This is a genomic window from Thiobacillus denitrificans ATCC 25259 (assembly GCF_000012745.1).
In the GTDB taxonomy this organism is placed as follows: Bacteria; Pseudomonadota; Gammaproteobacteria; order Burkholderiales; family Thiobacillaceae; genus Thiobacillus; species Thiobacillus denitrificans_B.
Map to the genome: position 1 here is coordinate 1,389,405 of NC_007404.1, position 25,208 is coordinate 1,414,612.

Genomic DNA, 25,208 nt, shown 5'->3' on the forward strand with positions numbered 1-25,208 from the left:
CGGCCGCTCATGCGGCCGTTTCTGTTTCGGGGCGTACGGGGCCACGGAGCGGCTGCGGCACCCGCGGGAGGGCGGCCAGGGTCGCCCCGGCTTGCTCGGCCGGAACGCTCCTCATCGAATTCTTCGCACGAGCGGGTCGCAGCAGTTCTCTCACGAGGGCGCTTTCCATGAACTCCCGGCCGCGCTTGACCCAGCGGCGCCATGCGGGCCGCTGACAGGCGCGATCCTTTCGAAGTCCCATAACATCAACGTCATAGAGCAACCTGCTCACGCGTTTTGGCGCATCGCGTGGTTGTCGCCTGATCGTAAAAAAGTTGCACCGGCATAGCGCAAAGGCACCCGTTGCAATTTGCGGAGCCGGTTGTCGCCGACTTGCGACAGCATTTTTGCCTTTCCGATCAAGGATCTGCAATTTGCGCCCCGGGACCTGTCGCTCTTCCCCGACGACAGCCCCGGTCAGTTCGTAATATGAATAGTCATGTTTGCATGACAACCTATTGAAAATAAATGATTTCATTGGGTTGGCATAGGGGTTGCATAGGGGCGGTGTCTCCTTAACGGCCCCATCGAATGCGAATTACCCGATACCACGGTACCGAGTCGATCTTCCCTGTGCTGCGCTATCTGCTGGTTGGCGCGCTACTATTTGCGGGAGGGCGGCCGGCGCTCGCCTTCGATCTCGACGACGTGGCCGCCAAGGCCAAGCAACTCGCCAGTCAGCCTTATCAGGCGCGGACGTCTTCGCTGCCTCCCGATCTCAAGGCGCTGAGCTACGACCAGTATCGCGACATCCGCTTCAAGCCCGAGCAGGCGCAGTGGCGCCGGGACAAGCTGCCTTTCGAATTGATGTTCTTCCATCTGGGCAAGTTCCAGACGCAGCGCCTGCAGATCAACGAGATCGACGAGCAGGGCGCGGTCAGGCATCTGCCTTTCGACCGCGCCGATTTCGACTACGGCAAGAACAAGCTGTCGCCCGAAAACTGGGGCGACGTCGGCTACGCTGGGTTCCGCGCCCATTACCCGCTCAATACGGCGGCCTACAAGGATGAAGTCGTCGTCTTCCTCGGCGCGAGCTATTTCCGCGCGGTAGGCGCCGGCCAGCATTACGGCCTTTCGGCACGCGGGCTCGCGATCGACACGGTGGGCGGAAAGGGCGAGGAGTTTCCGCGTTTTTCCGAGTTCTGGATCGAAAAACCCAAGCCCGGCGCGACCACGCTCGTCGTCTACGCGCTGCTCGAATCGCCGCGCGCGGCCGGCGCCTACCGCTTCGAAGTCATGCCCGGCAACGACACCGTGATCGACGTGCAGTCGCAGCTTTACCTGCGCGGCCAGGTCGCCACGCTCGGAATCGCGCCGCTGACGACGATGTACATGTTCGGCGAGAACCAGCCGCACCGCACCGATTTCCGCCCCGAGGTCCACGACTCGGACGGCCTGATGGTCGCGACAGGCGAGGGCGAATGGCTGTGGCGGCCGCTGATCAACCCCAAGCACACGTTGACGACCTCGTTCTCGATGAAGTCGCTGCGCGGCTTCGGACTGATGCAGCGCGACCGCAGTTTCGCCAGCTACGAAGACGTCGAGGCGCGCTACGACCAGCGCCCGAGCGCGTGGATCACGCCGCGCGGCGACTGGGGCCCGGGCCGGGTGGAACTTGTGCAGCTCAACACGCCCGACGAGACCCACGACAACATCGTCGCCTACTGGGTGCCGGAGAAGCTGCCCGCGCCCGGTCAGCCGCTGAGCCTCGCCTATCAGTTGCGCTGGCAGGGTGAGGTGCAGCAGCGCCCGCCCGCCGCCTGGGTCACGCAAACGCGCGCCGGCCGCGGCTTCGACGCGCTCGCCCCGAACGAACACCAGTACATCGTCGACTTCGCGGGGCCGTCGCTCGATGCCCTCGCCCCCGACGCGGCGGTCAAGGCCGTCGTCAGCGCCAACGCGAACGGCCAGATCGTCGAGCGCAACGTCTACCGAAATGCAGCAAACGGCACCTGGCGCATGTCGCTCCGGGTCAAGCAACGCAGGGTCGCGCAACCCGTCGAATTGCGCGCCTTCCTTCAACACGGCAAGGACACGCTGAGCGAAACATGGACCTACGTCATCCCACCCAAATGAGCAACCCGTTTCGGCCCGTCAGGGGCGGAGGCGCGAGTCCCAGCATGCCGGCCATCGCCCGCGGCGCGATGGTGGCCAAGCCGTGGCGCGGGCTCGCGCGCGGTCTGGCGGATTTACTGAGCGGGCGTCACCGACATCCGGCCGCCGATCCGGTGACGGGGAGGGCGCCCTGGGAGGCCGTGGCCCGCCGCCGACGCCGCGCGCTCATGGCGCTCGTCGTCGTCGCCTCGCTTGCGGCGACCGCCGTGCTGTCGCAGGCCCAGCCGACCTACCAGCATCCTTTGCTGCAGTATGCGCAGATCGGCCTGTTCGCGCTGCTGTTCGCCTGGGTGGCGGCCGGCTGCGTCACGGCGGTCATGGGGTTCATGGTGCTCGTGCGCGGCGACAAGCACATGCTGTCGCGGCATTCGGTCGGCAAGGAGCCTGTCGACGACGCCGCGCGGACGGCCGTGATCATGCCGATCTGCAACGAGGACGTGAACACGGTCTTCGCCGGCCTGCGCGCGACCTGCGAATCCCTGAGCGCGACCGGCGCGGCCCGCCTGTTCGACGTCTACATCCTCTCCGACAGCAGCGATCCCGCCTTGCGCGCCGCCGAGCTCGCGGCCTGGACCGAACTGCGCACCCGTCTCGGCACCGACCGCATCTTCTACCGCTGGCGCCAGCGCCGCACCAAGCGCAAGGCCGGCAACGTCGCCGACTTCTGCCGCCGCTGGGGCCGCAACTACCGTTATATGGTCGTGCTCGACGCCGACAGCGTGATGAGCGGCGATGCGCTGCTCACGCTGGTGCGCCTGATGGAAGCGCACCCGAGCGCCGGCATCCTGCAGACCGCACCGCAGGCCTGCGGCCACGACACGCTGCACGCGCGCGCGCAGCAATTCGCCTCGCGCGTGGTCGGACGGCTGTTCACGCTCGGCATGCAGTATTGGCAGCTCGGCGAAGCGCACTACTGGGGGCACAACGCGATCATCCGCGTCGAACCTTTCATGAAGCATTGCGCGCTCGCGTCGCTCCCGGGAAAGGGCCGGCTCAGCGGCGAAATCCTTTCGCACGACTTCGTCGAGGCCGCGCTGATGCGGCGCGCCGGCTATCACGTATGGCTGGTGCCCGACCTCGTCGGCAGCTATGAACAACAGCCGCCGCACATCCTGGCCGAACTGCAGCGCGATCGGCGCTGGTGCCAGGGCAATCTGCAGAACGCGCGGCTGATCGCCGAACCGGGGTTTCATGCGGTCCACCGCGGCATGCTGCTCACCGGCGCGATGGCGTATCTGTCGGCCCCTCTGTGGCTGCTCTACGTGATCCTCGGCGCGCTGCTCTGGCTGGTCGGCGGCAACGTCTTCTTCACGCGCGAGGGCGATTTCGCCGTGGGCGTCCTCGGCCTTTGGGTCGGCACGATCATCCTGCTCGTGCTGCCCCGGGTGCTCGGCGTACTCGCGGTGCTGCTGAAGGGCGAAAAACGCTTCTACGGCGGCGGGACCAAGCTCCTCAAGAGCGCCTTGCTCGAGATCGGCCTCTCGGCCCTGCAGGCGCCGCTGCGCATGGTCGCGCACACGCTGTTCGTCGTCGGCGCGCTGATCGGCCTCAAGCTCGAGTGGAAATCGCCGCCGCGCGAGGCGAGCGACGTGTCCTGGGGCGAAGCGGCCCGGCGGTTCGCGCCGATCGGCCTCGCCGTGCTGGCGATTGCCGCGATGCTCGCACTGATCCATCCGCCTGCGCTGGTGTGGATGATCCCGGTCGGACTGCCGCTGCTGCTCGCCGTCCCGTTCACCGTCCTGACCAGCCGCTCCGGCATCGGCGAGCGGGTACGCGCCGCGCGCCTGCTGCTGATTCCGGAAGAGACCTGGCAACCTTCGGTGCTGCGCCGCGCCAGCGACCACGCGTTGCTGCCGAGTGCGTTGCCGGCCTGGCCCGAGGCGCTGGGCGACGCTCGCCTGTGTGCGCTTGCGTGCGCCGCGATGGGTCCGCGCCGTACCTCGCATGGAGTGCGCGGTATCCGGCGGCGCGAGCAGATCGAGCGCCTCGCGCTGGACGAGGTGCCGCTCGAACGCGCCCACTGGATGCGCTTTTTGAGCGAGCCGAGCAGCTTGCAGCAACTGCGGGCGGCGACGCTTTTCCGCACCCCCGTGCAACTCACGGCGGCCAGGGAGATTGAGCCGACGGCGCCGGAAGTCTCGGGAATGCTGCTGCAGCAGTCGGCGGTTTGACCCGGGCCGTTTGACTTGTGATTCAAAGCCTTGCGCAGGCGTCCTCGAATCCTTCTTTAACCTGATGAAGCCGAGGGCGCAGACGGTCTCGCGAAACGAGCGATAGAGGCAGGGCAGGGTAGGCGCCGCTCGGTTTTCCCTTGTACTCCGGCAGGCGCCCTCTATAGTCGCTTAAGCGCCTGCTCGGGGGCGCCGTGACCTCACCCCATACCCTGCGCCGTATGCGCATCTCTCGGGAGACCGCGATGCAACCCTGTTCCTTGGCCTTGAATTCCCTGCGTGCACTCTGGTTGATGACGCTACTGATATTCGCCGGAGCGGCTGTTGCAGCCGGTCCCGCGGCCGAAAAGAAGGCGGCGAAATTTGAAATCGACTACATGACCGGAATGATCAGCCATCACCAGATGGCCGTGCACATGGGAACGATGTGCGTGCAGAAGGCCGAGCACGAGGAATTGCGCGCGATGTGCGACCAGATCATCGCGGCGCAGACCGCGGAAATCGCGACGCTGATGGGCTGGCTGCAAGCCTGGTATGGCAGCGGTGTGGAACCGAAGATGTCGGGCAAGGATCAGCGCGAGATGGAGAAGCTCGAGGCGCTGAGCGGCGCCGAATTCGAGATCGAGTTCATGAAATCCATGATCCGGCATCACTTCACAGCGATCGTCGTGAGCAGCGAATGCCTGCTGGACGCCGACCACCCGGCGCTCATCGCCATGTGTCAGGACATCATCACCGCGCAAGCGGCCGAGATTCGTCAGCTGCGCAACTGGCTATGCGAGTGGTACGGCATCTGCAGCTACCGCGCGCGCAGCGAGGAAATCCGCGAAGAGACGCGTACGCGCCGGCCTGAGTAAGCGCGCTCGGCCGCAGGGCACGGCGACCAGGGCGCGGTGGGCGTGGGAGAAAAGCGAGGCGCGCTTTCACGCATGGCAGGTACGCGAAAATCGGCCCGATACGGAGCCCGCAGGGCCGGCCTGAGAAAGCTGGTCCCGATTGGCTCCGCTGTCTTGGGTGGTATGTCTTCGGCTGTGGCGCCCGACATGGCACGGCGGCAGTTCTGTCACAGTATTGAACGCTCGGGCACTCTACATTTGGAAAGCACGGGGGTCGAACCTTTCTTGCGATTGTGGCCGGTGTATGGCCGTACAGTGCGCCGAAGTAAATCGGCGTAATTTTTTAGAGGCCAGTTACAACACAAATACAGGAAGTTAGAAGCATTTTATGAGCCTCTAATCTCAGTTAATGATGAAATTTAGTTCGTGGTTTTGGAAGAGAAACCTTGTAATTTCTGCGGGCTGAACTAAAAGGCACAGTTCGCGGCCACAGAGTTCTAGGGTGCTACATAACGGGGTCGCCAAGGAGCGGCTCGTGCCTACGCCAAATCAATCACTGCGATCAACTCTTCGCCGCTCGATACGTGAGGTGTATCGGGGAAGGGGCAGAAGGAATAGCAATCTCTGGCTTGTGTATAGCGTAAAGACGGATAGAGACTGGATCCTTCCGAGTGACCGGCAGCTTGTGCACTGGCTCTACTTCCTCGAGTCTGAACCCACGGTTAGTACCTTTGATTTAGCTCCCGGTCCGATTGTTTCCACGGATGACAAGGAGATAAGGGGCGCAGAGCTCGACGCCGTAGCCGTGTACAGGGATGGGCATATCGAGTGGCATGAAATAAAAGCAGCGACGCGAAACCCCATCGATCGCTCTCAATTCTTGGCTCAAGCTGCAGCGGCTACGAAAGAAGGGGTCAAATATACCGTTTTTACTGACCATATCTTACGACCCGTCGCCGCGGTCGCTTTGCGATGGATCAAGCCGCTGAGCTTTGCTGCAATGCTTCGGGGGCAGGAACAGGCCCCGTGCCGCACTTCACTTGCCGCGTATTTTCGTGAACACAAAAAGGGGACCATCAGGACAGCGCTCACCGATCTCGCGCAATTCGATCAACCAGTAGTGCTGGGGATGATGGTCCGCATGGGTGTGGAGAATGTAATACATTTTGACTTGAGCCGACGCTCGTTTGGCCTTCAGACCGAGTGGAGTCTCAATGGATAAGCAGCAGCGCTGGAAGCGAACTGAATCGCTAATGGATACTCCAGCAGTCGACACATGGCCGACGGTTGATGTTGCCTCACTCCGTCCAGAACACCAGGAAAAGTATGCTGCAAAGAGGGAGGCGGTTCGGTTGTACGTGCAAGGTTACCCCACTGCAGCAATTTTCGAACGGACCGGGGTTCCTGCAGGGGCATTGGTTCATATGGCGAAGAGATGTACGACCATCGCGGAAGACGGGCAAATAATGGGTTTTCGGGCATTGATCCCCTACTCACATCTAAAAGCTTACGAGCGTAAAGCCGAAGTTAAGAGCAAGCGGCAGGAGCAGAGGGGAGGCCACTCGGGAGCCCTCGGTGCGGTGCTTTCGCGTTATCCAGAAGTGGAAGCCAAATTGATCTCCTTGATAAGAAAAGAGGCCAAGTCGCGTGAGATTCATGAACACCGAATTCGCCCAAAAGATCTCCATCGGATATTTCTATCCTGTCTAAAGAACAATGGGGTTTCGTTGGGTGAGTGGCCATTCAATACCAAACACCTAGGAATACGTTCGATCCAGACCTACATGCGGACGCTCCTAAATACGAGCTTCGAGAGAGCGGTAAACACTAGAGGGGAGCAAGAAGCGAGGGCACATCTCGCCGTGGGGCGCGGAATTGCCCCCTTGCTTTTATACGAGGAGCCCTTTGACGCCGTTGAATTGGACGCTTACGACATAAACGCATTTCTTTCGGTTGTTTTTCAGACGCCGGAAGGAGCCGAGACGGATGTTTTGCTTGAGCGGCTATGGCTCCTCGCCATGATTGACCGGGTATCCGGCGCCATACTCACCTATAGCATTGTATACAGTAGCGAGGTGTCAGCGAATGATGTCCTTACGTTGATCCGAGATGCAGTAGCAAGACCTTGGCGGCCCAAAGAACTGACAATACCTGGACTTTCCTACCCAGAGGGTGGCGGCCTTCCGAGCGGTGTCTTCCCAGAGTGTGAGGGAGCGGTATGGGGCAGCATTTTACTGGACGGCGCTTTGGCTCATTTGGCGAAAGCGGTCTATGAGACTGCACGTAGGCACTTAGGCTTTATTGTGAATTGGGGACCTTCTCGACATTTTGAGAGGCGTCCAAATGTCGAACGGCTGTTCAAGAGCATTTCAGACGACGTCTTTTTACGATTCCCCTCTACTACGGGCTCCAATCCTGGAAATGGTCGCGCTATTGGCGCCGAAAAAAACGCAACGCGATATCGCATTAGGTCTACAGAGGTTGAGGAGTTGCTCGACGTGTATGTGGCTCAATTCAATGCGACCCCATCGGAAGGACTGTCGTATAGATCCCCACTTGAGTACATCGAATATTTCCTCGCGGAGGGACATTTCATTGCTAGGCGACTTCCTCGTGTAAGCGAATCCGGAAACCCAATGCCTGTCAGGAAAGAGTGCACAGTTCGCGGAGGGGCGAAAAGTGGTCGACGCCCCTACATTGAACTAGACCGAGCGAGATATACGAGTTCTGTATTAGCGCAGCTGCTAGTTTTGGTTGGAAAAAAAATTGTCATAGAGATTGACGATGAGGATTTAAGACAGGTAAAGGCCTATTTACCTAGTGGCGCCGAGCTAGGATTTCTCAAGGCCTCAGGCAGGTGGGCAATCACAAAACACAGCCGGAAAACCCGCCAAGCAATTAATAGGCTCGTTCATAGACGGGCGCTAGTTGTTTCAGAGCTAGACGACCCCGTGCAGGCCTATATGAGGTATCTAGGGAGTCGGGAAAAAGCATCACCGGGTCGAAAGGTTCTCCCCAGTCAGAGTAAAGCCACTGAAGCAACGCGCGTGGCACGCGAGAGCGGTTTACCTCTGGTTCTCGGTCCTCCGTACGAGGCGCGCCAAACCAGAGAAACTGTATCCTCTGAAGAAAGTGGAACTCTGATGGACAAACCGCCGCCGGATTTAAACGAACTTATTAATCGCCAGCGATAGCGCAGCCGACGGTCTATGGCTACATATAATCAGTTGCGTCACGTTGAATTGTCTGCAGAAGCTCGGGCGTCCATGCTGAGTCGTCATCCCATTGTCGCTAAGGATTACACCGTTCTTACGCCGATGATCAAAGCCACTTATGGATTGGTGCGGGAACGGGTCTGGACTCGCCGGACAGGATCATTTCTGTATGCGCGCCCGAGGACTGGAAAGACCCGCTGCGCAATGGCTATCAGACGCCTCCTTGCTACGGAGTTTCAAGATATCCATATTATGTTTCTCAGCGCGGATAAGCGAGGTAGCACTTCAGACCTAGGGTTTGTATTGGATTTGCTGTCGTCTGAAGAACTGGTGATCAATAAACGCATCTCCTACAGGGAAGCTCTATTAAAACTACTGACGCATATTGAAACCAATCTGGCGTCCCGGGCAGGAAATCACCTTGTACTGTTGGTTGACGAACTACAACTGTTATGTGAGGCAGATTTCAGACTGCTTCTCGTAATACATAACCGCTTGGAGCAAAAGAAAATAGCAATGACGACATTGGGGTTTAGTCAGCCAGAAATTCTTCATGTGCGCACAGCACTCGCAACATCACATTCATTCAACCTCATTGCTCGTTTTCTAAGCGAACCTATCGTATTTGATGGATGCGCCGGTCGTGCGGACCTAGAGGTCATCCTCGAAGCATACGATACGGAAAAGTGCTATCCCGAGGACACTGACTGGGCGTACACGCGCTTTTTTTACCTGAAGCATATAAGGCAGGGTTTCGTCTTAGAGGGTATGCCGAAACGATCTGGGCCTCGCTTAAGGCGGCCTCCGATCCGCTCCCGCACGGGACTGTTCCAATGGAACATCTTACCCGGACCGTCGAGCATCTCTTGCTTGCAAGCCGCAAGGCGGACGCAATAGATTTCGAATTGACGCCGAAGCTAGTTGAAGAGGCGGTAGATGCGAGCAATCTTAGATATTTCTCTGGTTTGATGACAGAAAAGTAGACCCATGCTGTTCACTTGGAATCCAGCTTGGCCCCTTCCATATGAATCTGCGTGGGGACTATTCGCAAAACTGTTGGCGTTAAATTACTGCACTCCTGCAGATGTTGCGCAGGCCATAGCAAAACAGGGAATTCCGAGCCCCCGAGAGATCAATTTTAGGGACAGTTCCTGGATTGATTTTGATCGTTTCTCAGGCATGTTGGGTGTTCATCCAGACCGCCTGCGCCGTTGTTTCTTAGACCAACTAGGTTTTCCTCACGTTTCTCCTGATCTTGCTCGCGGAGTAAGGTTTTGCTCATCCTGTTTAGCCAACGGATATCACAGTGTTTTTTTTGATCTCGGTATTGTGGGCGGGTGCCCGATTCACGGGCGGGCACTGGAGAAGCCTTGCGTACGATGTTCCAGAGCTGTTTCCAAGACTGGGCTGGCGCGCTACGAGAGATATCGCGCTAACTCTGAATATTTTGTTTATTGTTCCGATTGTGGACACGTTTACTTCGATCCGAATCGAATAGTCGGTCCAGCCCCGATGGAAAAAGGCGCGGAGCGCGATCTCGCCCTGTGGGGAAATCGCTTCGTTCGCTGGTGGATGAGTATCTATAGCGGGCCGACCGGAATTCCTGAAATTGTCGGATCCCTGGCGAGGGCTTATGCAAACGAGGAGCACGACCGGGACTTGGCTAACAGAATGGGAATGGCGGAGGCCACAGCAGGGGGCTGAACTCCGCGTACGCCGCAGCGATGAACGCGAGATTGTTCTCCAACTCGGCCTTGGAAAAAATCAGTCGGCGGTTCACTGGGACACGCTTAACCCGGGTGAAGTCGACGTCGGCCATTTCGATGATGGCCGTTCGCTCAGGCTCCAGATACAACAAATCCAGCCCGTTGAAGCTGTGGCTTGCCAATATCCCCACCTCATCGACATCCAAGGCGAAGTCCGGGTAAGCGGCTCATGAGATTTTCCGATGGGAAGGACAAGAGGTGTTTTCTCGCCAGACCCGGGGTATGGAGGCAAACCCTTCTCACGTCTATAGCGCGTCAACTCGATCATCATCTCCTTTGTTGCGGGCACCAATCTCTCCTTCCCTCCCTTTCCCCTTACCTCCAGCCACCAGCGCTCCTCTCCATCGCGGTCGCGCCGGGAAAAGAAATCTCCCATTGAGTTCTCGACGACTTCAGAAATTCTCAAGCCTCCCAAGTAGAGGAGGGTAAAGAGCCACCGAATCCGAAAATAGTGATCTCGCTCCCGTTCGCTCTCCTTCGGCAAAGCTTCTATATACGTCGTGACTTCCTGCCACAGACCCCTGTCCAAGTAGCGGGTTACCCGCGGCTTCGCGCGTCGAGCCCGATGGCGGGAGAGGGACAAGGGATTCCCCGCGAGGTACCGCTTTGCTTTTGGAGATTAAGCAGCTTCGAACTGCGGATTCCTCTCCACCCAAAAAGCCTAGAGCACGCAAAAAAAGCCATGAGGTTCCAGAGAACAAATAACTGAATGGCTGTTCCAGCGATTCACTTCGGCGGAATTTGAGGGATAGACGTGGGTGACGAAGGCGAAGGCGATCGCCTCCGGCACGAGAGCGAGCGCGACGGTGAGGCCGCTCAAGACGCAGAGCTTGATCCGCGCGGGCAAATAGTTCGGGTAGGAGCTGAAAAGCCGCATTGGAGTAACCTGAAGATTTCAGGCCTGATCGCTTCGGCGCGACAGGCATAAGCTGGAGTCTGATCCGGCGCAATCCGGATCCACGACGAGACCGGACCCGGTGTCCCCGCTTCGGACCTGCTGTCGGCACGCAACATCGGAATGTCCGGAACCAACGTCGGCCAGCGCGCGGCCGACGACGAACCGGAGCCCGATGCTGCAGCACAGGCGAGCGGTTGCGGGGCCCGCGAGGCGAAGACGCTCGGGCGCGTGGCATGCACCCCGGGGCGGCTGGTCTAGACTGGAAGCGTCTCCAGCCGGCTAATGCCCGTCAAACCAGGAGAAAGCAATGGCACTCAAAGCATGCGTTTTCGGGCTGGTTTGTGCCGGCAACGCTGCGGTCGCCTTCGCGGCGCCCATCGCGTACATCCCGTTGGGTTCCGGCAATGCGGTCATCGCAGTCGATGTGGCAAACGGGACCATCGTCAAACACTACGCTGGCATAGAAAACCCGCACGGCCTGGTGGCGACGCCGGACGGCGAATACCTCATCGCAGGGAGCCTCGCTGAGACCCCGATACCCGCAGGCGCACCCGCCGACACCCCGAACAGCAAGCTCTACGTCATTCATCCCGCGCATGGCCATGTCATGGCAGAAATCCCCGTGTCCGGGTGGACCCATCACCAGGCGATCACGCCGGACGGGAAATACGTGCTATCGACCCATCCGACGCGTGGCGGCATCAGCGTCGTCGACGTCGTCGGCAACAAGGTCTTCAGGGTCATCGACACCGGGCCCGCCCCCAATTACACCCTGATCACGAAGGACGGAAAGCATGCCTACGTAAGCAACAGCGGCGACGGAACCATCAGCGAGATCGACCTCGGTTCTTGAACCGTGGTCCGCTCCCTGAAGGCCGTTCCTTCCCCCGAACATCTGGCATTCTCGCCGGATGAAAAACTGCTCTACGTTGCCAACGCCCGAGCCGGCACAGTTTCGGTCGTCGGGGTGAGGGAAGGCGAAGTCCGAACGACCTACACGATCGGCAAACGGCTGCACGGGCTGGATATCGGCGACGACGGCAAGACGCTTTTTATCAGCAGTCAGTCGGATGACAGAGTGGTGGCGCTGGATACCGAAACCGGCGAACGGCGCGTCCTTCCGCTTTCACCGGAGCCGTATCACCTCGACAGGATTCCAGGCACCGGGAAGATCTACGTTTCCAGCAGCAAGGCGCCAAAGATCTGGGTGGTGGACCAGGACGCGGTCACCGTCGCGGACGAGATCGAACTGCCCGCGGGCGAAGGCCATCAGATTGCGGTGGTCAAATGAGCGGCTGCGCACGCGTGGAAAGGAGATTCGAATGATGAAACGCGTCGTCGTCGCCATGCTCCTGCTTGCCGGGCTCGGGCCGCTTGGAAGTCTCGTCAACGCGGCAAGCCTCCCGATGCCTCCGGTGTTTTCGCGTGACGCGCTCGTCGAGGTCACGCTGGAGTCGTTTCCCCTGGGTGTCATCACCAGACAGGCGGCCTTCAGCCACCATGGGAAGGCGCACAGGAACGTTACGCTTCCCAATGGCATGGAATGGTGGGTATACGACGTCGGAGGGGTGGTCACGACAAATTCCTACGTCAGTCCGACGGGGCGCAAGCAGGCCGTCGCAGAAACCGCGGCAGATCATGAAGCACGCAGCTACACGCTGGTATTCGACCAACGCGGGGTCGTGATCGACGTCCTTTATAACGAGACCGGCCGTCACGACGGTCTGACGGCCTTGGCGCTGCAGCACCGGAAAGGCGCGGCGCGCAGGGAGGACCCTTCGCATACGGACCCGGGCCGCTGACGGGTGAAAACGCCGTTGCCGCACCCGTATCGACTATGCTTCAGCAAGGCGCAGAACAGATGCCGAGACAGGAGGACATGCCATGCACACCCAGCTAGCAAGACGCTTCCGGCCAACCGCGTGGGCGGCGATCGGCCTGTTGTCACTGAACGTTTCCTTCGCAGCGGAGGCGCCGCGGGATTTTCAGATAGTCGACGGGGTTGCGATCTACCTCGGCGTTGTCCCCGCGCAGATCATCCAGGGGCATCCCAAGGAACACGAGGAAAGGCGGATGCATGGCGGCGTGCCGGCTTCGCGTTATCGCCACCATCTGATGGTGGCGCCGTTTGATGCCGCGAGCGGGCGCCGCATCGAGGACGCGCAGGTAACGGCGGCCGTGACGGAGCTTGGGCTCGCATCCAAGCGAAAAACGCTCGAGCCCATGCGCATCGATGACACCGTAAGCTACGGAAACTATTTCGATATCCGCAGCAACGGCACGTACCGCATCGAGGTGGAGATACGCCGTCCGGGCCACGCGGGGCCGATCAAGGCGACTTTCAATCACCGCCACTTCGCTCCCTGAACCCGAGCGTCGGGGCGGGGAGGGGCACATCAGACTTGGCCCGAGCGGCCCGCTCGGCGCCGGCTTTGTCGACTAGCACTATCTTGTGCACCGGCGCAGTCGCGGTCTGCGGTCGCCCGCGGAGGTGTGACAGCAGGCCGCGACGCCATTGCGTCTGACCCGCACAAAATGTCGGCGGACGACATGTCCGGAAGCAGCCCTCGGCGCGCCATCCGGTGGGCAGGAACGACTGTTCGCAGGTGCCGATGTCGAGTCAGGAGGGCTCCTGAGATTCACCGGGTCGCCCATCGTCCGCCCTAGAGCATGACGCGATTGTAATGGCGCGGTCATGTCGGGGTTGGGGCGCCGATGGCTAAATATCGCGTGTCTTCCAATCCAGGTGACCCCGGGACCGTTACATGAACCCTCATTCTCGATTCTTGCCTGCAACGCCGAATCTCCCGCGCCGGCGGTTTCTCCAGGGACTGGCGGCCGGCGGCATCTTGCTCGGTGCGCCCTCCTTGATACTGCCGGCCTCGGCACGGGAAGCCGGCACGGCCGCAGGCAGTGCGCCGGTACTCAGCGGCACCGAATTTGATCTCACGATCGCGGAGACGGCGGTGAACTTCACCGGTAAACCGCGTATGGCGACGACGATCAACGGCTCGATTCCCGGGCCTACGCTGCGCCTGCGCGAGGGCGACACCGTGACCATCCGCGTACACAACCGGCTGACCGAGGACACGTCGATCCACTGGCACGGCATCCTGCTGCCCTTCGAGATGGACGGCGTGCCGGGCATCAGCTTCAAAGGAATTCCGCCCGGCCAGACCTTTACCTACCGCTTCAAGGTGAAGCAAACCGGCACCTATTGGTACCACTCGCACTCCGGCATGCAGGAGCAGACCGGGATGTACGGCACGATCATCATCGACCCCGCGCGTGGTAACTCCGTCGGCGCCGATCGCGATTACGTCGTGCAATTGTCGGACTGGACCGACGAGCATCCGATGCGGGTGCTCCACAAGCTCAAGGTGCAGGGCGACTACTTCAACTTCAATCAGCCGACCGCCGGGGACTTCTTCCGCGACGTGTCGAAGGAAGGGCTCAAGGCCGCGATCGACAAGCGCCGGATGTGGAACGAGATGCGCATGAGCCCGACCGATCTGGCCGACGTCTCCGCTCACACCTATACCTATCTGATGAACGGCGCGGCGCCGGCCGGCAACTGGACCGGGCTGTTCCGCCCCGGCGGGAAGGTGCGATTGCGCTTCGTCAACAGTGCAGCGATGACCTTCTTCGACGTGCGCATTCCGGGACTCAAGATGACCGTCGTGCAGACCGACGGGCAGGATGTCGAACCGGTCACGGTCGACGAAATCCGCATCGGCGTCGCAGAGACCTACGACGTGATCGTGAGCCCCAAGGACGAGGCGTATACGATCTTCGCGCAGTCGATGGATCGGACCGGCTTCGCGCGCGGCACGCTCGCGACCCGTGCGGGACTTGTCGCGGCGGTTCCGTCACCGGACAAGCCCGTGGCGCTCGAAATGCAGGACATGATGGGCGACATGACCGGCCTCGCGCGGGCCCACCATGCCCGGACCGAGTATGGCCCCAGTGTCGACATGCGCGTCGACACCCCGCGCACCGACCTGGACGACCCCGGCGTCGGCTTGCGCGACAACGGCCGGCGCGTGCTGACCTATGACCATCTCCACAGCGTCGGCGGGCCGCTGGACGCGCGGGGCCCCGGACGCGAGATCGAGCTCCATCTCACCGGCAATATGGAGCGCTACGCCTGGTCCATTGACGGCGTTGAGTTCGAGAAGTCCACGCCGGTGCATTTCCGTCACAACGAGCGGCTTCGCGTGGTCTTCGTCAACGATACGATGATGACGCACCCGATGCACTTGCACGGGATGTGGAGCGAACTCGAAAGTCCGGAAGGGAAGTTCCAGGTGCGCAAGCACACGATCGCAGTACAGCCCGCGCAGCGCGTGAGCTTTCTGGTCACCGCCGATGCCCTAGGGCGTTGGGCATGGCACTGCCATTTGGGGCTGCACATGGACATGGGCATGTTCCGCGAAGTCGTCGTGGCCTGAGTTGCGCAACCGAGGAGAAATCACGATGAATGAGTTTCGAGTGCGCGCGATCGCTGTCGTCATGACACTCGCGGCGTCCACCGCCGCGGCCCAGGATCACGCGGCGCACGACATGGGCGCGATGCCGGGCATGCAGCACGACACGGAAGCCGGCGAGGGCGGGGCAGCGATGTCCATGCAGGGCGGTTCAGCGCCGGCCGACGCGCGCGACCCGCACGCCTATTCGGGGGGTTACACGCAAGGGTCGCTCCGGCTGGGGGACGAGCATAACTTCGCTTCGCTGCTCGTCGACCGGCTGGAAACCGCGAAGGGCGACGACGGCAGCGCGACCGCCTACGACTTGTTCGCGTGGTACGGCGGCACCTACGACCGCGCGTGGCTCAAGGCCGAAGGCGATATCGAGGGCGGCAAGCTCGAAGACGCGCGCACCGAGTTGTTGTGGGGACATGCCGTAGCTGCCTACTGGGACACGCAACTGGGCGTGCGCTACGACAGCGGCGAGGGACCCGATCGCGGCTGGCTGGCGATGGGCATCCAGGGCCTCGCGCCGTACTGGTTCGAGGTCGAGGCCACGGCTTATGTCGGCGAAGCGGGGCGGACGGCGCTGCGGCTTGGCGCGGAATACGACCTGTTGCTGACGCAGAAACTCATCCTGCAGCCGCGGGTCGAGGCGAACGCATACGGAAAGAGCGACGTCGAGCGAGGCCTGGGCAGCGGCCTGTCCGACCTGCATGCCGGACTGCGCCTGCGCTACGAAATCCGGCGCGAGTTTGCGCCATACGTCGGCGTCGAGTGGGCGCGCAAGTTCGGAGACACGGCGGATCTCGCGCGGGATGCGGGCGAGGACGTCTCGGACACGCGGCTGGTCGCAGGCCTGCGCTTCTGGTTCTGACCCATTTTTTTTGGATCGACTTCGATGGAGGAACGTATGGAAAAGACTTTTCCGCTTCTGCTCAACAACGCAATCGAAAGGAACGCAATCATGAAAGGCGTATTTTTGTTAGGGCTTTCCAGCATGGTCGTTCTAGGGATGGGGCTCGCTCATGCCGCGCCGGCCGGCTCGGCCGAACCGCTCAGGGTCGCGGCGGCCGATGCGAAACAGGCGGCGGTGTCGGGAACCGGCGTCGTCGAGCAGGTCAAGGCCGAACAGAGCAAGATCAAGATCAACCATGAGCCGATCCCGGCACTGGATTGGCCCTCGATGTCCATGTACTTCCGCGTCAAGGACAAGGCTGTTCTGGAAGGCATAGCCACCGGGGACAAGGTGCAGTTCGATTTGGAGAAAGGCAAGACGGGTTTGGAAATCACCCGAATCGAGAAAGTGTCCCAGTGACGCTGCCGGCGAGAGTGAACTCCGCGTCCAATCCCCGATGCGTTCCACGTCATTTACCTCTGCGCCAATAGTAATTGCTGCGCGGTGAACTCAAGGTCAGAATTCGCGGCCAAGCGGTTCTCCTGTTTACATAACTTAGCCTTGCAGATAATGAAACTTTGCGACCGACAGGAGTTTGTGGATTGAGTTGCCGCCCCATGCACAGCGGGCCAGTTCTTACTCGTGCTCGGAAACGAATATCTCGGCGAGCCAGGGCACGGAACCGAGACTGCCCATGCCCGAGCATACTCAGCACGGGTTCGATGTCGTTGCGCTCCCACTCGCCGCCTTGCGGCAATCCCGTTCGGCGAGTCCCAGAAACGGCGGAAAGAACAGCCACTCGGACAGGGTTTCCACGCTGGCGTTCCGTGGCGCGGCGCAGAGCGCCATGGCAGCGGCCAGCAGCTGGAGTGGCGGCTTGACCGTAAGGCCGGATGCAAGAGTTCTCTCCTCCAAAGCAATTCTCGTAAGTAAGTGCTTCGTTAATGGTTGGTCTACGTGCGGATCCTCCCGTTTAGAGCAGACCACGCATCTCCGGAGTGACCGGGTTGTTTTTTCTCGTTTGCTTGATAACCCGGCGGGTGTAACGCGTTAACCGCAATCACCACGGTCGAGCCTTCGTGGATGAGAACCGCCAACCCGATCCCCGCCCGACCGAACAGTGTGGCGGGAATCAGCAAGCCACCACGCCCAACGACATCCAGAGGTTCTGACGAATGATGCGGTCAGGTGGGCTGTGCCTGTGGCCTGCCGCTACCGACTGCGCCCGCCTCGATCTCTTCCTCTTTCCTGTGCGCCAGCCGGTACAGGATCGGCAGGACCAGCAGGGTCAGCGCCGTCGAAGACAGGATACCGCCGATGACGACGGTAGCAAGCGGCCGCTGCACTTCCGCGCCGGTGCCGGTGGCGATGGCCATCGGAATGAAGCCGAGCGAGGCGACGAGCGCGGTCATCAGAACCGGACGCAGGCGGGTGAGCGCGCCATCAACGATTGCGGTATCGAGCGTGCGGCCCTGTTCGCGCAGGGTACGGATGAAGGACACCATCACCAGGCCATTGAGCACCGCGACCCCCGACAGCGCGATGAAACCGACGCCTGCCGAAATGGACAATGGGATGTCGCGCAGCCACAGCGCGAGAATGCCGCCGGTAAGCGCGAACGGGATGCCGGTAAAGACCAGGATGCCGTCCTTCATGTTGTTGAACATCGCGAACAGCAGCATGAAAACCAGCAGCAACGCCACCGGCACCACGATCTGCAGACGCTTGGCCGCCGACTGCAATTGCTCGAAGGTGCCGCCCCAGGTGATCCAGTATCCGGTCGGAACCTTGACGTTTTGCTGGATCGCCAGATCGGCCTCATTGACGAACGAGCCGATGTCGCGGCCGCGAACGTTGGCGGTGACGACGACGCGGCGCTTGCCATCCTCCCGGCTGATCTGGTTGGGGCCGGGGGCGACGATGAAGCTTGCGACGTCGCCCAGTTGCAGATAGCCGTGGCTCGCGCCAGTCATGGCGTCCATGGGCATCCTGATCGGCAGTTGCTTCAGCGCCGCCAGATCGCTGCGCAGGCGTTCCGGCAGGCGCACGACGATGTCGAAGCGCCGGTCGCCCTCGAACAGTACGCCGGCGTCGCGTCCACCGATGGCAATGCCGATCGCCTCCTGGATATCGCCGACGTTGACCCCGAGCCGGGCGGCTTTTTCCCGGTCGATCTGGATCGTCATCATCGGCAACCCGGTCGTCTGTTCGACCTTGACGTCGGCCGCACCGGGTATTTTTTCCAGCACTTCGGAAATTTCGGCGGCGGTGCCGTTCATCGTGTCCATGTCGTCGCCGAACACTTTGACCGCGACATCGCTGCGCACGCCAGATAACAGCTCGTTGAAGCGCATCTGGATCGGCTGGGTAAACTCGTAGTTGTTGCCGGGCACTTTGCCGACCGCCTCCTGCATGGCCATCACAAGCTCGGTCTTGGTGCGGCTCGGGTCGGGCCATTCCGACCGCGGTTTCAGCATGATGAAGTTGTCGGCCACGCTCGGCGGCATCGGGTCGGTCGCGATTTCAGCGGTGCCCATTTTGGCGAAAATCCGCTCGACTTCGGGAAACTGCTTGATCGTGCGTTCAAGCTCGGTCTGCATCTCGATCGCCTGGGTCAGACTGGTGCCGGGGATGCGCAAGGCGTGCAGCGCAATGTCGCCCTCGTTGAGACTCGGCACGAATTCGCTGCCCATGCGGGTCGCGAGCAGGCCGGACAGCGCCACCGCAACCACCGCAACGGTGAGCACCAGGGCCTTGTTGCCCATGCCCCAGGCGAGCATCGGCGCGTAGCCGCGCGACGCCCACTGCATCAGGCGGTTTTCCTTTTCGCTGACCTTGTTGCCGATCAACAGCGCAACCGCTGCGGGGATGAAGGTCACGGACAGAATCATCGCGCCCAGCAAGGCGACGACGACGGTGAACGCCATCGGGTGGAACATCTTGCCCTCGACGCCGGCGAGCGCAAAGATCGGCAGGTAGACGACCATGATGATGAGCTGGCCGAAAATCAGGGGGCGGCGCGCCTCGCGCGCGGCAGCGAAGACTTCATGGAAGCGTTCGGTGCGGGTGAGCGGACGTTTGAAATGCGCCTGCGCGTGCGCGAGCCGGCGTACGCAGTTCTCGACGATGACCACCGCGCCGTCGATGATGATGCCGAAGTCGAGCGCGCCGAGGCTCATCAAATTGGCGCTGACCTTGTTCGTGACCATGCCGGTGAAGGTGAAGAGCATCGACAGCGGAATGACCAGCGCAGTAATAACCGCCGCGCGGATGTTGCCGAGGAACAGGAACAACACCGCGATCACCAGCAATGCGCCCTCGACCAGGTTCTTCTTCACCGTGTCGATCGCCTTGTCGACCAGGATCGTGCGGTCGTACACGCTCTGCGCGACGACACCGGCGGGCAGGCTGCGATTGACTTCTTCGAGCCGCTTGGCGACCGCCTGCGAGACGACGCGGCTGTTTTCCCCGATCAGCATGAAGACGGTGCCGAGCACGACTTCGCGGCCGTTTTCGGTTGCGGCCCCGGTGCGCAACTCCTGCCCGAGGCCGACTTCGGCGACGTCGCGGATGCGTACGGGAACGCCCTCGCGGCTGGCGACGACGATGTTGCCGATGTCGGCGAGATCGGCGACCTGTCCCGGTGCGCGGATCAGGTATTGCTCGCCGCGTTTTTCGATGTAGCCCGCCCCCACGTTGGCGTTGTTGCGCTCGATAGCGGCGACCAGATCCATCAGACTCAGGCCGTGCGCGACGAGTTTGTCGGGCAGCGGCGATACCTGAAACGACTTGGCGTAGCCGCCGATGGTGTTGATTTCGGTCACACCCGGCACGTTGCGCAACTGCGGTTTGACGATCCAGTCCTGGATTTCCCTGAGATCCATGGCGGTGTAGGGGGCGCCGTCGGGTTTCAGCGCACCCGGTTTGGCCTCGACCGTCCACATGTAAATCTCGCCCAGCCCGGTCGAGATCGGCCCCAACTCCGGATTGATCCCTGCCGGCAGTTTTCCCTTGGCCTGACCGATGCGCTCGTTGACCAGCTGGCGTGCGAAATAGATGTCGGTGCCTTCCCTGAAGATCACCGTCACCTGCGACAGGCCGTAGCGCGACAGCGAACGCGTCTGTTCCAGCCCCGGCAGCCCGGCCATCGCGGTCTCGACGGGGAAGGTGATGCGCTGCTCGGACTCCAGCGGCGAATAGCCGGGCGCGGCGGTGTTGATCTGAACCTGCACGTTGGTGATGTCGGGCACCGCGTCGATCGGCAGCTTCTGATAGCTGTAGACGCCGAACGCGGCCATACCCAGGACCGCGAGCAGGACGAGCCAGCGCTGCTCGATGGCGAACTGAATGATTTTGTCGAACATGATGGAATGCTTTCCTTTTTAAAGAGCGGCGTCGCCGCACTCGCCGGAGCGGATGCGCAGCCCGCCGCCCGATTCGGATCCTGCAATCAGGCCGTCATCCGGCAAGTGGCCCGCGCAACGTCTGTCCGGCCCGCTCCAGCAGCTACGACTGGACGATGGCAATGACCTGTTTCATGGCTGCCCCTAGTGGTCGTGGCTCGCGCCGGACTTGCCGATGTCGGCCTTGATAAGGAAGCTGTTTTTCGCGGCGTACTGCTCGCCCGCGTTCAAGCCGCTGATGATTTCGGTGAACTTGCCGTCGCTGCGCCCCAGTTCGACCGGGCGGGCCTCGAACTGGTCGCCGTAGCGCCCAAATACCACCGTCCAGCCGCGCACGGTCTGGATCGCCTCGGCGGACACGGCCACCGGCACGTCGACCTCCCCCGACACCACCCGGATACTGACCGGCAGGCCGGGACGCCAGACCCCTTGGGGGTTGGGTAATACGACGCGTGCCTTGGCCGTTCGGGTTTGCTCGCCCACCAGCGCGCCCACATAGGAAATGACGCCACTGCTCTCGGATTCGAACGCGGTCGCCTTGACAGTGGCTTTCTGGCCGACTTTCACGGTGTTGAGGTCCTTGGCATAAATCGTCATTTCCGCCCACACCGTGGACAGATCGGCGACGACGAAGATCGTCGCGTCTTCCTTCACCGTTTCGCCCAGCGAGACTTTCTTTTCGATCACCACGCCGCCGATCGGCGCACGAATCTCGTAGCGTGTGAGGTTGCCGCTGCCGCGCAGTTCGCCGCCAATCGACGCCAGTTTCTGGCGCGCGTTTTGCGCCGCGATTTCGGCTTCCTGCATGGCAGCCTGCGCTTGCAGGTAATCCTGCTCGGGGGAGATTTTGTCCTCCCACAATTTTTTCTCGCGCGTGAACGTCGAGCGCGCCAGCGTCAGGCGTTTTTGCGCGGCGAGCAGTTCACTGCGCTGGTCAGCCAGCGCCGGGCTAAAAATCACCGCGAGCACCTGGCCTTTTCTGACCCGGTCGCCGGCGTTGGCCGAGACGGACTCGACGACGCCGGCGAGGCGCGGCACGACATGAACCTGACGGTCTTCGTTGAAACGGATCTCGCCGATCAGCTCCAGCACGCTCTGAATGCGCGCCGGGCCTGCGCTGAGGATCTCGACCTTGTTTTGCTGCACCTGCTGATCCGACATCGCGACCCGCGCCTCGACCTGCTCGTAGCCAAATCGATACGATTTTCCGCCGTGCCGCGCGGCGATGCCGACCTTGAACGAATGCGGCTCTTCGACGACGGCATCACCCTTGAGGTAATCGTTTTCCGGGGTAAAGCGGAATACCTGCGGCGCGCGACCCAGCCGCTCCAGCGTGAGGCTGACCTCGCTCGCCGAGGGCGCCAGTGGCTTGTCGTTCAGATAGGTGTAAACGCGAAATTGCGGCTCGACGTTGGTCTCGAAGATTGTCACCTCGACGCCGTAGCCATCCTGCGTGAAAAGCTTGCCGCCGTGCGGGCCTTTTTGCGGTGCGCCCGCGTCTTCGCGGCCGCCCTCGGCTTGGCCAGCGGGTTCGCCGTGCGTATCGGTTTCCATCTGCGGTTTGCCGGTACCGAGGACCAGCGCCGCGAGGAGGACGCCGACTGCCAGAACCCCGGCAATAACCAGCGCCTGTTTCTTGTTCGGATTGAATTTCATGTTGAGTTCCTACGGTTGGACGGCAGCGGGTGCCGGACGTGTATCGCCAAGAATGCGCTCGATTTCGGCCGCCGACCGGTGCGCTTCGGCCAATGCGCGCAGGCTTTGCGCGCGGGCCTGAAACAGCGTGCGCTGCGCATCGAGTACGTCGAGAAAGCTGAATTTGCCGAGTTCGAAGCCTCGGGTTGCGGCATCCAGAGCGCTTTGCGCGCCCGGAAGAACGTCCTGCCGCAGCGATGCTGTCTCCTGGCGTGCGGTACTCAGCCGCTCGTATGCAACAGCCAGTTCGTTGAACAGGCGGATCCCGTCGGCGGACAGCTGGTCCTGCGCCTTGTCGGTACGGCGCAACGCTTCCAGCAGGTTTCCCTGATTGCGGTCGAACACCGGGATCGGTATCGAAACGCCGAAAATCGCCTGATTGAGGCCGCGCTCTTCGTCGCGTTTGGCCCCGAGGCTGAGCGTCAGGTCCGGAACGCGACGGCTGCGTTCGACCTTCGCCAGCGCTTGCCGGCGCTCGACCTCGATCTTGGCGCGGAGCAGGCTGGGCGAAGCGGCGAGGCGCGCGTTCAGATGGGCCAGCGCAGGGAGCGGCGGCAAAGCTTCCGGATCGCCCTCGGCGCGTTCGAAGCGCGGCGACGGATTGGCCCAGGTGGCTGCCAGCCGACGGCGCGCGGTCGTCAATTCGCTGGTGGCCGTCGCGAGTTCGACGCGGGCGCCGGCCTCGGCCACGCGCGCCCGGGTTTCTTCGACCGGGGACACCTTGCCGGCCGTGACCCGCCGTGCGGCTGCGGCCGTCGCGCGTTGCGCGAGTTCGACCGACGCCTGGGCAAGCCGCGAGCGCTCCTGGGCGACCAGCACGTCGAAAAACGCCGCGGTCACCGCCGCGCGAATCTCGGCACGCTTGGCGTCCAGTTCCAGGGACGCGGCATCACGGCCGCGCTCGGCGGCTTCGATCCTGGCGCCACGCTTGCCGCCCAGCTCGATCGGCTGGTTCAACTGCAGCGTCGTGGTCCGTGTCGCCCGGCGCGTGTCCTCGATCAAGGCCGAAAATTCCGGGTTGGGTCGGACGTGTGCCTGAGTGATGGTGGCATCGAGCGCCTCCAGTTCGCGGCCCGCCGCCGACAGCTCGGGGTTGGCGCCAAGCGCCAGATTCAGTGCCGCGTTCAGGGTAAGCGGGGCCGTTGGTTCGCTGGCGCGCAGCGTGCCTGCATTCAGCCGGGTTTGCGGTGTTTGCGCCCACGCCGCCAACGGCAGGGCGAGCAGCAATACGGATAGCGTGATTCGCATGGTTTTTCCTCGTGATAACTCAATGGAACGAAGAACACCGGCGTGCGAAACACGCTCGCGACAGGAAGTCGCGTTGGAGCAAACGCTCGCCGGTTCAGGCGCGCGCTAGCGGGGGACGGTCGAGAAGCGGGGGAGTGCGGGTAAAGAAGACGGCGGGCGGATGCAGAATCCGTCCTCCGGATGGCATCAAGCCTAGGGTCATGCCAGATTCCGGCAGGATGAAGGAGAGAACGTGATGGCAGTGGCCACCATGATGCTCATCCTTGTTGTGGTCCTTATCCGTACTGCCGTTCGTGGCGTCGTGATTGGCATGCCCGGCATCATGGTAGTCATGATCGTGGGCGTGGACGCCCATGGCAGCCACGTTCTGCCCCAGGTGTCCATGCAGCCCGGCCGCTGCCGCCCAGGCGAACTGGAGCGGAACGATGAGCATGACGATCAGGGCGATGATGCGGCGCATTGGGGGATTCTACAGATTGCGCCGCATCTGCCAAGGTTCGTTCATACCTCTACGCGCTTCGCGTCTTGAGTTTCGTCGCTTCCTGAGCATCAGCAAGGCCGTCACCGTGCCCTTGCTTGATCGACGTGGCCAGCCGCAGGATTTCATCCCAATGGGCGCGCCCGTGATTGATGTTGAGCGTGCCGCCGAACATTGGCTTGAGCGCCTCATAGGCGGCACCGCCCTTGGGGATGAGAACTTGGTGGCGCCCAAGTCGCGGATGCGCGGCGCAAAGCGGAAGCCAATAGGCTGGATCAGTGCGAAGACATGGTCGGTGAAGCCCGCCGTATCGGTGTAGTGTTCCTCAATGTGCAGGTCGGACTCGCGGTACAGCAGGCTGTCGTAGGTAGGGGTCGCGCACATTGACCCCGTTAATGGGAACGGCGCGTACTGATCGGAGATGGGTGTGTAAAAGGCCCGTCCTGGGCTGCTGCCATATGTCGGTTTGGTGTGTATCCCGCCCGCCGGTGGGTCGGCAGCGAATGGGCTGTCAGCAAAGTAAGGTAAGCAGACGAGCGCATGTCCCGTCTGCTTCGCTCACGGAGGAGAAGAACGATCACTTCACTTTGATGATGACATATCCCTTGTCGGTCTGGGCGAACTCGAAATCAACCGTCTTGCCGACAGTGAGTTTGTCCAACACCATCTTGTCCTCGACCTGAAACCCCATGGTCATGGCGGGCCAGTTCAGGCTTTTGACGGGCGCGTGGGCCAGGGTGACAACGCCGCCAGCCGCATCGACCTTGGTGACCTTGCCCTTGGCCATATGTACGGTTTGTCCTGCCGCTGGCTTGCCCATCGGCATGCTCTTCATGTCATCCATCGTCTTTTGCTGCGCCATCGCCGCAGTTGCCGAAAGCACAAGAATGGCTGCGAGTGACTTGGTCAGTGATTTCTTCATGTTCAGATTTCTCCAGTAAGTGAAAAGGCGGGAAACCGGTCTGTGGCAAATCCAGAGA

General features: G+C 61.5%; 21 protein-coding genes and 1 pseudogene. 14 read left to right on the forward strand and 8 right to left on the reverse strand.

Annotated elements, in window-relative coordinates:
• Window positions 1-570 precede the first annotated feature (570 nt).
• The 6 genes from TBD_RS06575 (at window position 571) to TBD_RS14540 (ending at window position 9,273) form a co-directional block, all read left to right on the forward strand.
• Window positions 571-2,115, forward strand: a complete 1,545-nt coding sequence (locus TBD_RS06575; RefSeq protein ID WP_011311823.1) for a glucan biosynthesis protein G — start codon at window positions 571-573, stop codon at window positions 2,113-2,115.
• Window positions 2,112-4,325 (forward strand): glucans biosynthesis glucosyltransferase MdoH, encoded by a 2,214-nt coding sequence (gene mdoH / locus TBD_RS06580; protein WP_011311824.1) that lies wholly within the window; start codon window positions 2,112-2,114, stop codon window positions 4,323-4,325. Before TBD_RS06575 ends, mdoH begins: the two co-directional genes overlap by 4 nt.
• A gap of 293 nt (window positions 4,326-4,618) precedes the next feature.
• The gene (locus tag TBD_RS06585) at window positions 4,619-5,182 is read left to right on the forward strand and encodes a DUF305 domain-containing protein (RefSeq protein ID WP_049750223.1); all 564 of its coding nucleotides are present in this window, start codon (window positions 4,619-4,621) and stop codon (window positions 5,180-5,182) included.
• Window positions 5,183-5,846: 664 nt separating this feature from the next.
• Window positions 5,847-6,383: a hypothetical protein gene (locus TBD_RS06590; protein ID WP_202943215.1), complete on the forward strand. Its 537-nt coding sequence runs from the start codon at window positions 5,847-5,849 to the stop codon at window positions 6,381-6,383.
• On the forward strand, window positions 6,376-8,355 hold the full coding sequence (locus TBD_RS14535; RefSeq protein WP_011311827.1) for a hypothetical protein: 1,980 nt from the start codon (window positions 6,376-6,378) through the stop codon (window positions 8,353-8,355). Before TBD_RS06590 ends, TBD_RS14535 begins: the two co-directional genes overlap by 8 nt.
• Before the next feature lie 15 nt (window positions 8,356-8,370).
• Window positions 8,371-9,273, forward strand: coding sequence for an AAA family ATPase (locus TBD_RS14540; RefSeq protein WP_011311828.1), 903 nt, complete (start codon window positions 8,371-8,373; stop codon window positions 9,271-9,273).
• 766 nt (window positions 9,274-10,039) lie between these two features.
• Here the strand turns inward: TBD_RS14540 and TBD_RS14965 are convergent.
• Both TBD_RS14965 and TBD_RS06605 read right to left on the reverse strand, forming a co-directional pair.
• Window positions 10,040-10,288, reverse strand: coding sequence for a hypothetical protein (locus tag TBD_RS14965; protein WP_041432470.1), 249 nt, complete (start codon window positions 10,286-10,288; stop codon window positions 10,040-10,042).
• A 515-nt stretch (window positions 10,289-10,803) separates the two neighbouring features.
• Window positions 10,804-11,019, reverse strand: a complete 216-nt coding sequence (locus TBD_RS06605; RefSeq protein ID WP_011311831.1) for a hypothetical protein — start codon at window positions 11,017-11,019, stop codon at window positions 10,804-10,806.
• A gap of 141 nt (window positions 11,020-11,160) precedes the next feature.
• On the opposite strand from TBD_RS06605, the gene TBD_RS14970 reads away from it, so the two are divergent.
• From TBD_RS14970 to TBD_RS14240, 8 genes are all read left to right on the forward strand, one after another.
• Window positions 11,161-11,298, forward strand: coding sequence for a hypothetical protein (locus TBD_RS14970; protein ID WP_187147208.1), 138 nt, complete (start codon window positions 11,161-11,163; stop codon window positions 11,296-11,298).
• A 49-nt stretch (window positions 11,299-11,347) separates the two neighbouring features.
• A complete protein-coding gene (locus tag TBD_RS15105; RefSeq protein WP_011311832.1) occupies window positions 11,348-11,893 on the forward strand; it encodes a YncE family protein in 546 nt (181 codons plus the stop codon).
• Window positions 11,894-11,896: 3 nt separating this feature from the next.
• Window positions 11,897-12,331: a YncE family protein gene (locus TBD_RS15110; RefSeq protein ID WP_011311833.1), complete on the forward strand. Its 435-nt coding sequence runs from the start codon at window positions 11,897-11,899 to the stop codon at window positions 12,329-12,331.
• Window positions 12,332-12,362: 31 nt separating this feature from the next.
• On the forward strand, window positions 12,363-12,842 hold the full coding sequence (locus tag TBD_RS06615; protein ID WP_011311834.1) for a hypothetical protein: 480 nt from the start codon (window positions 12,363-12,365) through the stop codon (window positions 12,840-12,842).
• Between the two features lie 82 nt (window positions 12,843-12,924).
• Complete coding sequence (locus tag TBD_RS06620; RefSeq protein WP_011311835.1) at window positions 12,925-13,407, forward strand: hypothetical protein; 483 nt, start codon at window positions 12,925-12,927, stop codon at window positions 13,405-13,407.
• Between the two features lie 398 nt (window positions 13,408-13,805).
• Window positions 13,806-15,491 (forward strand): copper resistance system multicopper oxidase, encoded by a 1,686-nt coding sequence (locus TBD_RS06625; RefSeq protein WP_011311836.1) that lies wholly within the window; start codon window positions 13,806-13,808, stop codon window positions 15,489-15,491.
• A gap of 25 nt (window positions 15,492-15,516) precedes the next feature.
• Entirely contained in the window at window positions 15,517-16,383 is an 867-nt protein-coding gene (locus TBD_RS06630; RefSeq protein ID WP_011311837.1) for a copper resistance protein B, read from the forward strand.
• A 24-nt stretch (window positions 16,384-16,407) separates the two neighbouring features.
• Complete coding sequence (locus tag TBD_RS14240; protein WP_081430002.1) at window positions 16,408-16,824, forward strand: copper-binding protein; 417 nt, start codon at window positions 16,408-16,410, stop codon at window positions 16,822-16,824.
• Window positions 16,825-17,588: 764 nt separating this feature from the next.
• On the opposite strand, the gene TBD_RS06640 is transcribed toward TBD_RS14240, so the two are convergent.
• From TBD_RS06640 to TBD_RS06660, 6 genes and pseudogenes are all read right to left on the reverse strand, one after another.
• Window positions 17,589-20,768, reverse strand: a complete 3,180-nt coding sequence (locus TBD_RS06640; RefSeq protein WP_011311839.1) for an efflux RND transporter permease subunit — start codon at window positions 20,766-20,768, stop codon at window positions 17,589-17,591.
• Between the two features lie 183 nt (window positions 20,769-20,951).
• A complete protein-coding gene (locus TBD_RS06645) occupies window positions 20,952-22,463 on the reverse strand; it encodes an efflux RND transporter periplasmic adaptor subunit (protein ID WP_011311840.1) in 1,512 nt (503 codons plus the stop codon).
• A 9-nt stretch (window positions 22,464-22,472) separates the two neighbouring features.
• Window positions 22,473-23,729 carry a TolC family protein gene (locus TBD_RS06650; RefSeq protein WP_238376509.1) on the reverse strand — a complete coding sequence of 419 codons (1,257 nt, stop codon included), beginning with the start codon at window positions 23,727-23,729 and terminating at the stop codon, window positions 22,473-22,475.
• A gap of 115 nt (window positions 23,730-23,844) precedes the next feature.
• The gene (locus tag TBD_RS14550) at window positions 23,845-24,210 is read right to left on the reverse strand and encodes a hypothetical protein (protein WP_011311842.1); all 366 of its coding nucleotides are present in this window, start codon (window positions 24,208-24,210) and stop codon (window positions 23,845-23,847) included.
• Window positions 24,211-24,288: 78 nt separating this feature from the next.
• Window positions 24,289-24,702, reverse strand: a pseudogene (locus TBD_RS14555) (Tn3 family transposase); the annotation flags it as partial.
• Window positions 24,703-24,805: 103 nt separating this feature from the next.
• A complete protein-coding gene (locus TBD_RS06660) occupies window positions 24,806-25,150 on the reverse strand; it encodes a copper-binding protein (protein ID WP_011311844.1) in 345 nt (114 codons plus the stop codon).
• Between the last annotated feature and the right edge of the window lie 58 nt (window positions 25,151-25,208).

Coding starts and splice junctions, on each gene's coding strand:
- TBD_RS14540 (WP_011311828.1), top strand. CDS start 8,371: ATGGCTACATATAATCAGTTGCGTCACGTTGAATTGTCTGCAGAAGCT.
- TBD_RS06645 (WP_011311840.1), bottom strand. CDS start 22,463: ATGAAATTCAATCCGAACAAGAAACAGGCGCTGGTTATTGCCGGGGTT.
- TBD_RS06605 (WP_011311831.1), bottom strand. CDS start 11,019: ATGCGGCTTTTCAGCTCCTACCCGAACTATTTGCCCGCGCGGATCAAG.
- TBD_RS06625 (WP_011311836.1), top strand. CDS start 13,806: ATGAACCCTCATTCTCGATTCTTGCCTGCAACGCCGAATCTCCCGCGC.
- TBD_RS14240 (WP_081430002.1), top strand. CDS start 16,408: ATGGAGGAACGTATGGAAAAGACTTTTCCGCTTCTGCTCAACAACGCA.
- TBD_RS06615 (WP_011311834.1), top strand. CDS start 12,363: ATGATGAAACGCGTCGTCGTCGCCATGCTCCTGCTTGCCGGGCTCGGG.
- TBD_RS15105 (WP_011311832.1), top strand. CDS start 11,348: ATGGCACTCAAAGCATGCGTTTTCGGGCTGGTTTGTGCCGGCAACGCT.
- TBD_RS14550 (WP_011311842.1), bottom strand. CDS start 24,210: ATGCGCCGCATCATCGCCCTGATCGTCATGCTCATCGTTCCGCTCCAG.
- mdoH (WP_011311824.1), top strand. CDS start 2,112: ATGAGCAACCCGTTTCGGCCCGTCAGGGGCGGAGGCGCGAGTCCCAGC.
- TBD_RS06575 (WP_011311823.1), top strand. CDS start 571: ATGCGAATTACCCGATACCACGGTACCGAGTCGATCTTCCCTGTGCTG.
- TBD_RS14970 (WP_187147208.1), top strand. CDS start 11,161: ATGTCCGGAACCAACGTCGGCCAGCGCGCGGCCGACGACGAACCGGAG.
- TBD_RS06640 (WP_011311839.1), bottom strand. CDS start 20,768: ATGTTCGACAAAATCATTCAGTTCGCCATCGAGCAGCGCTGGCTCGTC.
- TBD_RS14535 (WP_011311827.1), top strand. CDS start 6,376: ATGGATAAGCAGCAGCGCTGGAAGCGAACTGAATCGCTAATGGATACT.
- TBD_RS06585 (WP_049750223.1), top strand. CDS start 4,619: ATGACGCTACTGATATTCGCCGGAGCGGCTGTTGCAGCCGGTCCCGCG.
- TBD_RS06660 (WP_011311844.1), bottom strand. CDS start 25,150: ATGAAGAAATCACTGACCAAGTCACTCGCAGCCATTCTTGTGCTTTCG.
- TBD_RS06630 (WP_011311837.1), top strand. CDS start 15,517: ATGAATGAGTTTCGAGTGCGCGCGATCGCTGTCGTCATGACACTCGCG.
- TBD_RS06620 (WP_011311835.1), top strand. CDS start 12,925: ATGCACACCCAGCTAGCAAGACGCTTCCGGCCAACCGCGTGGGCGGCG.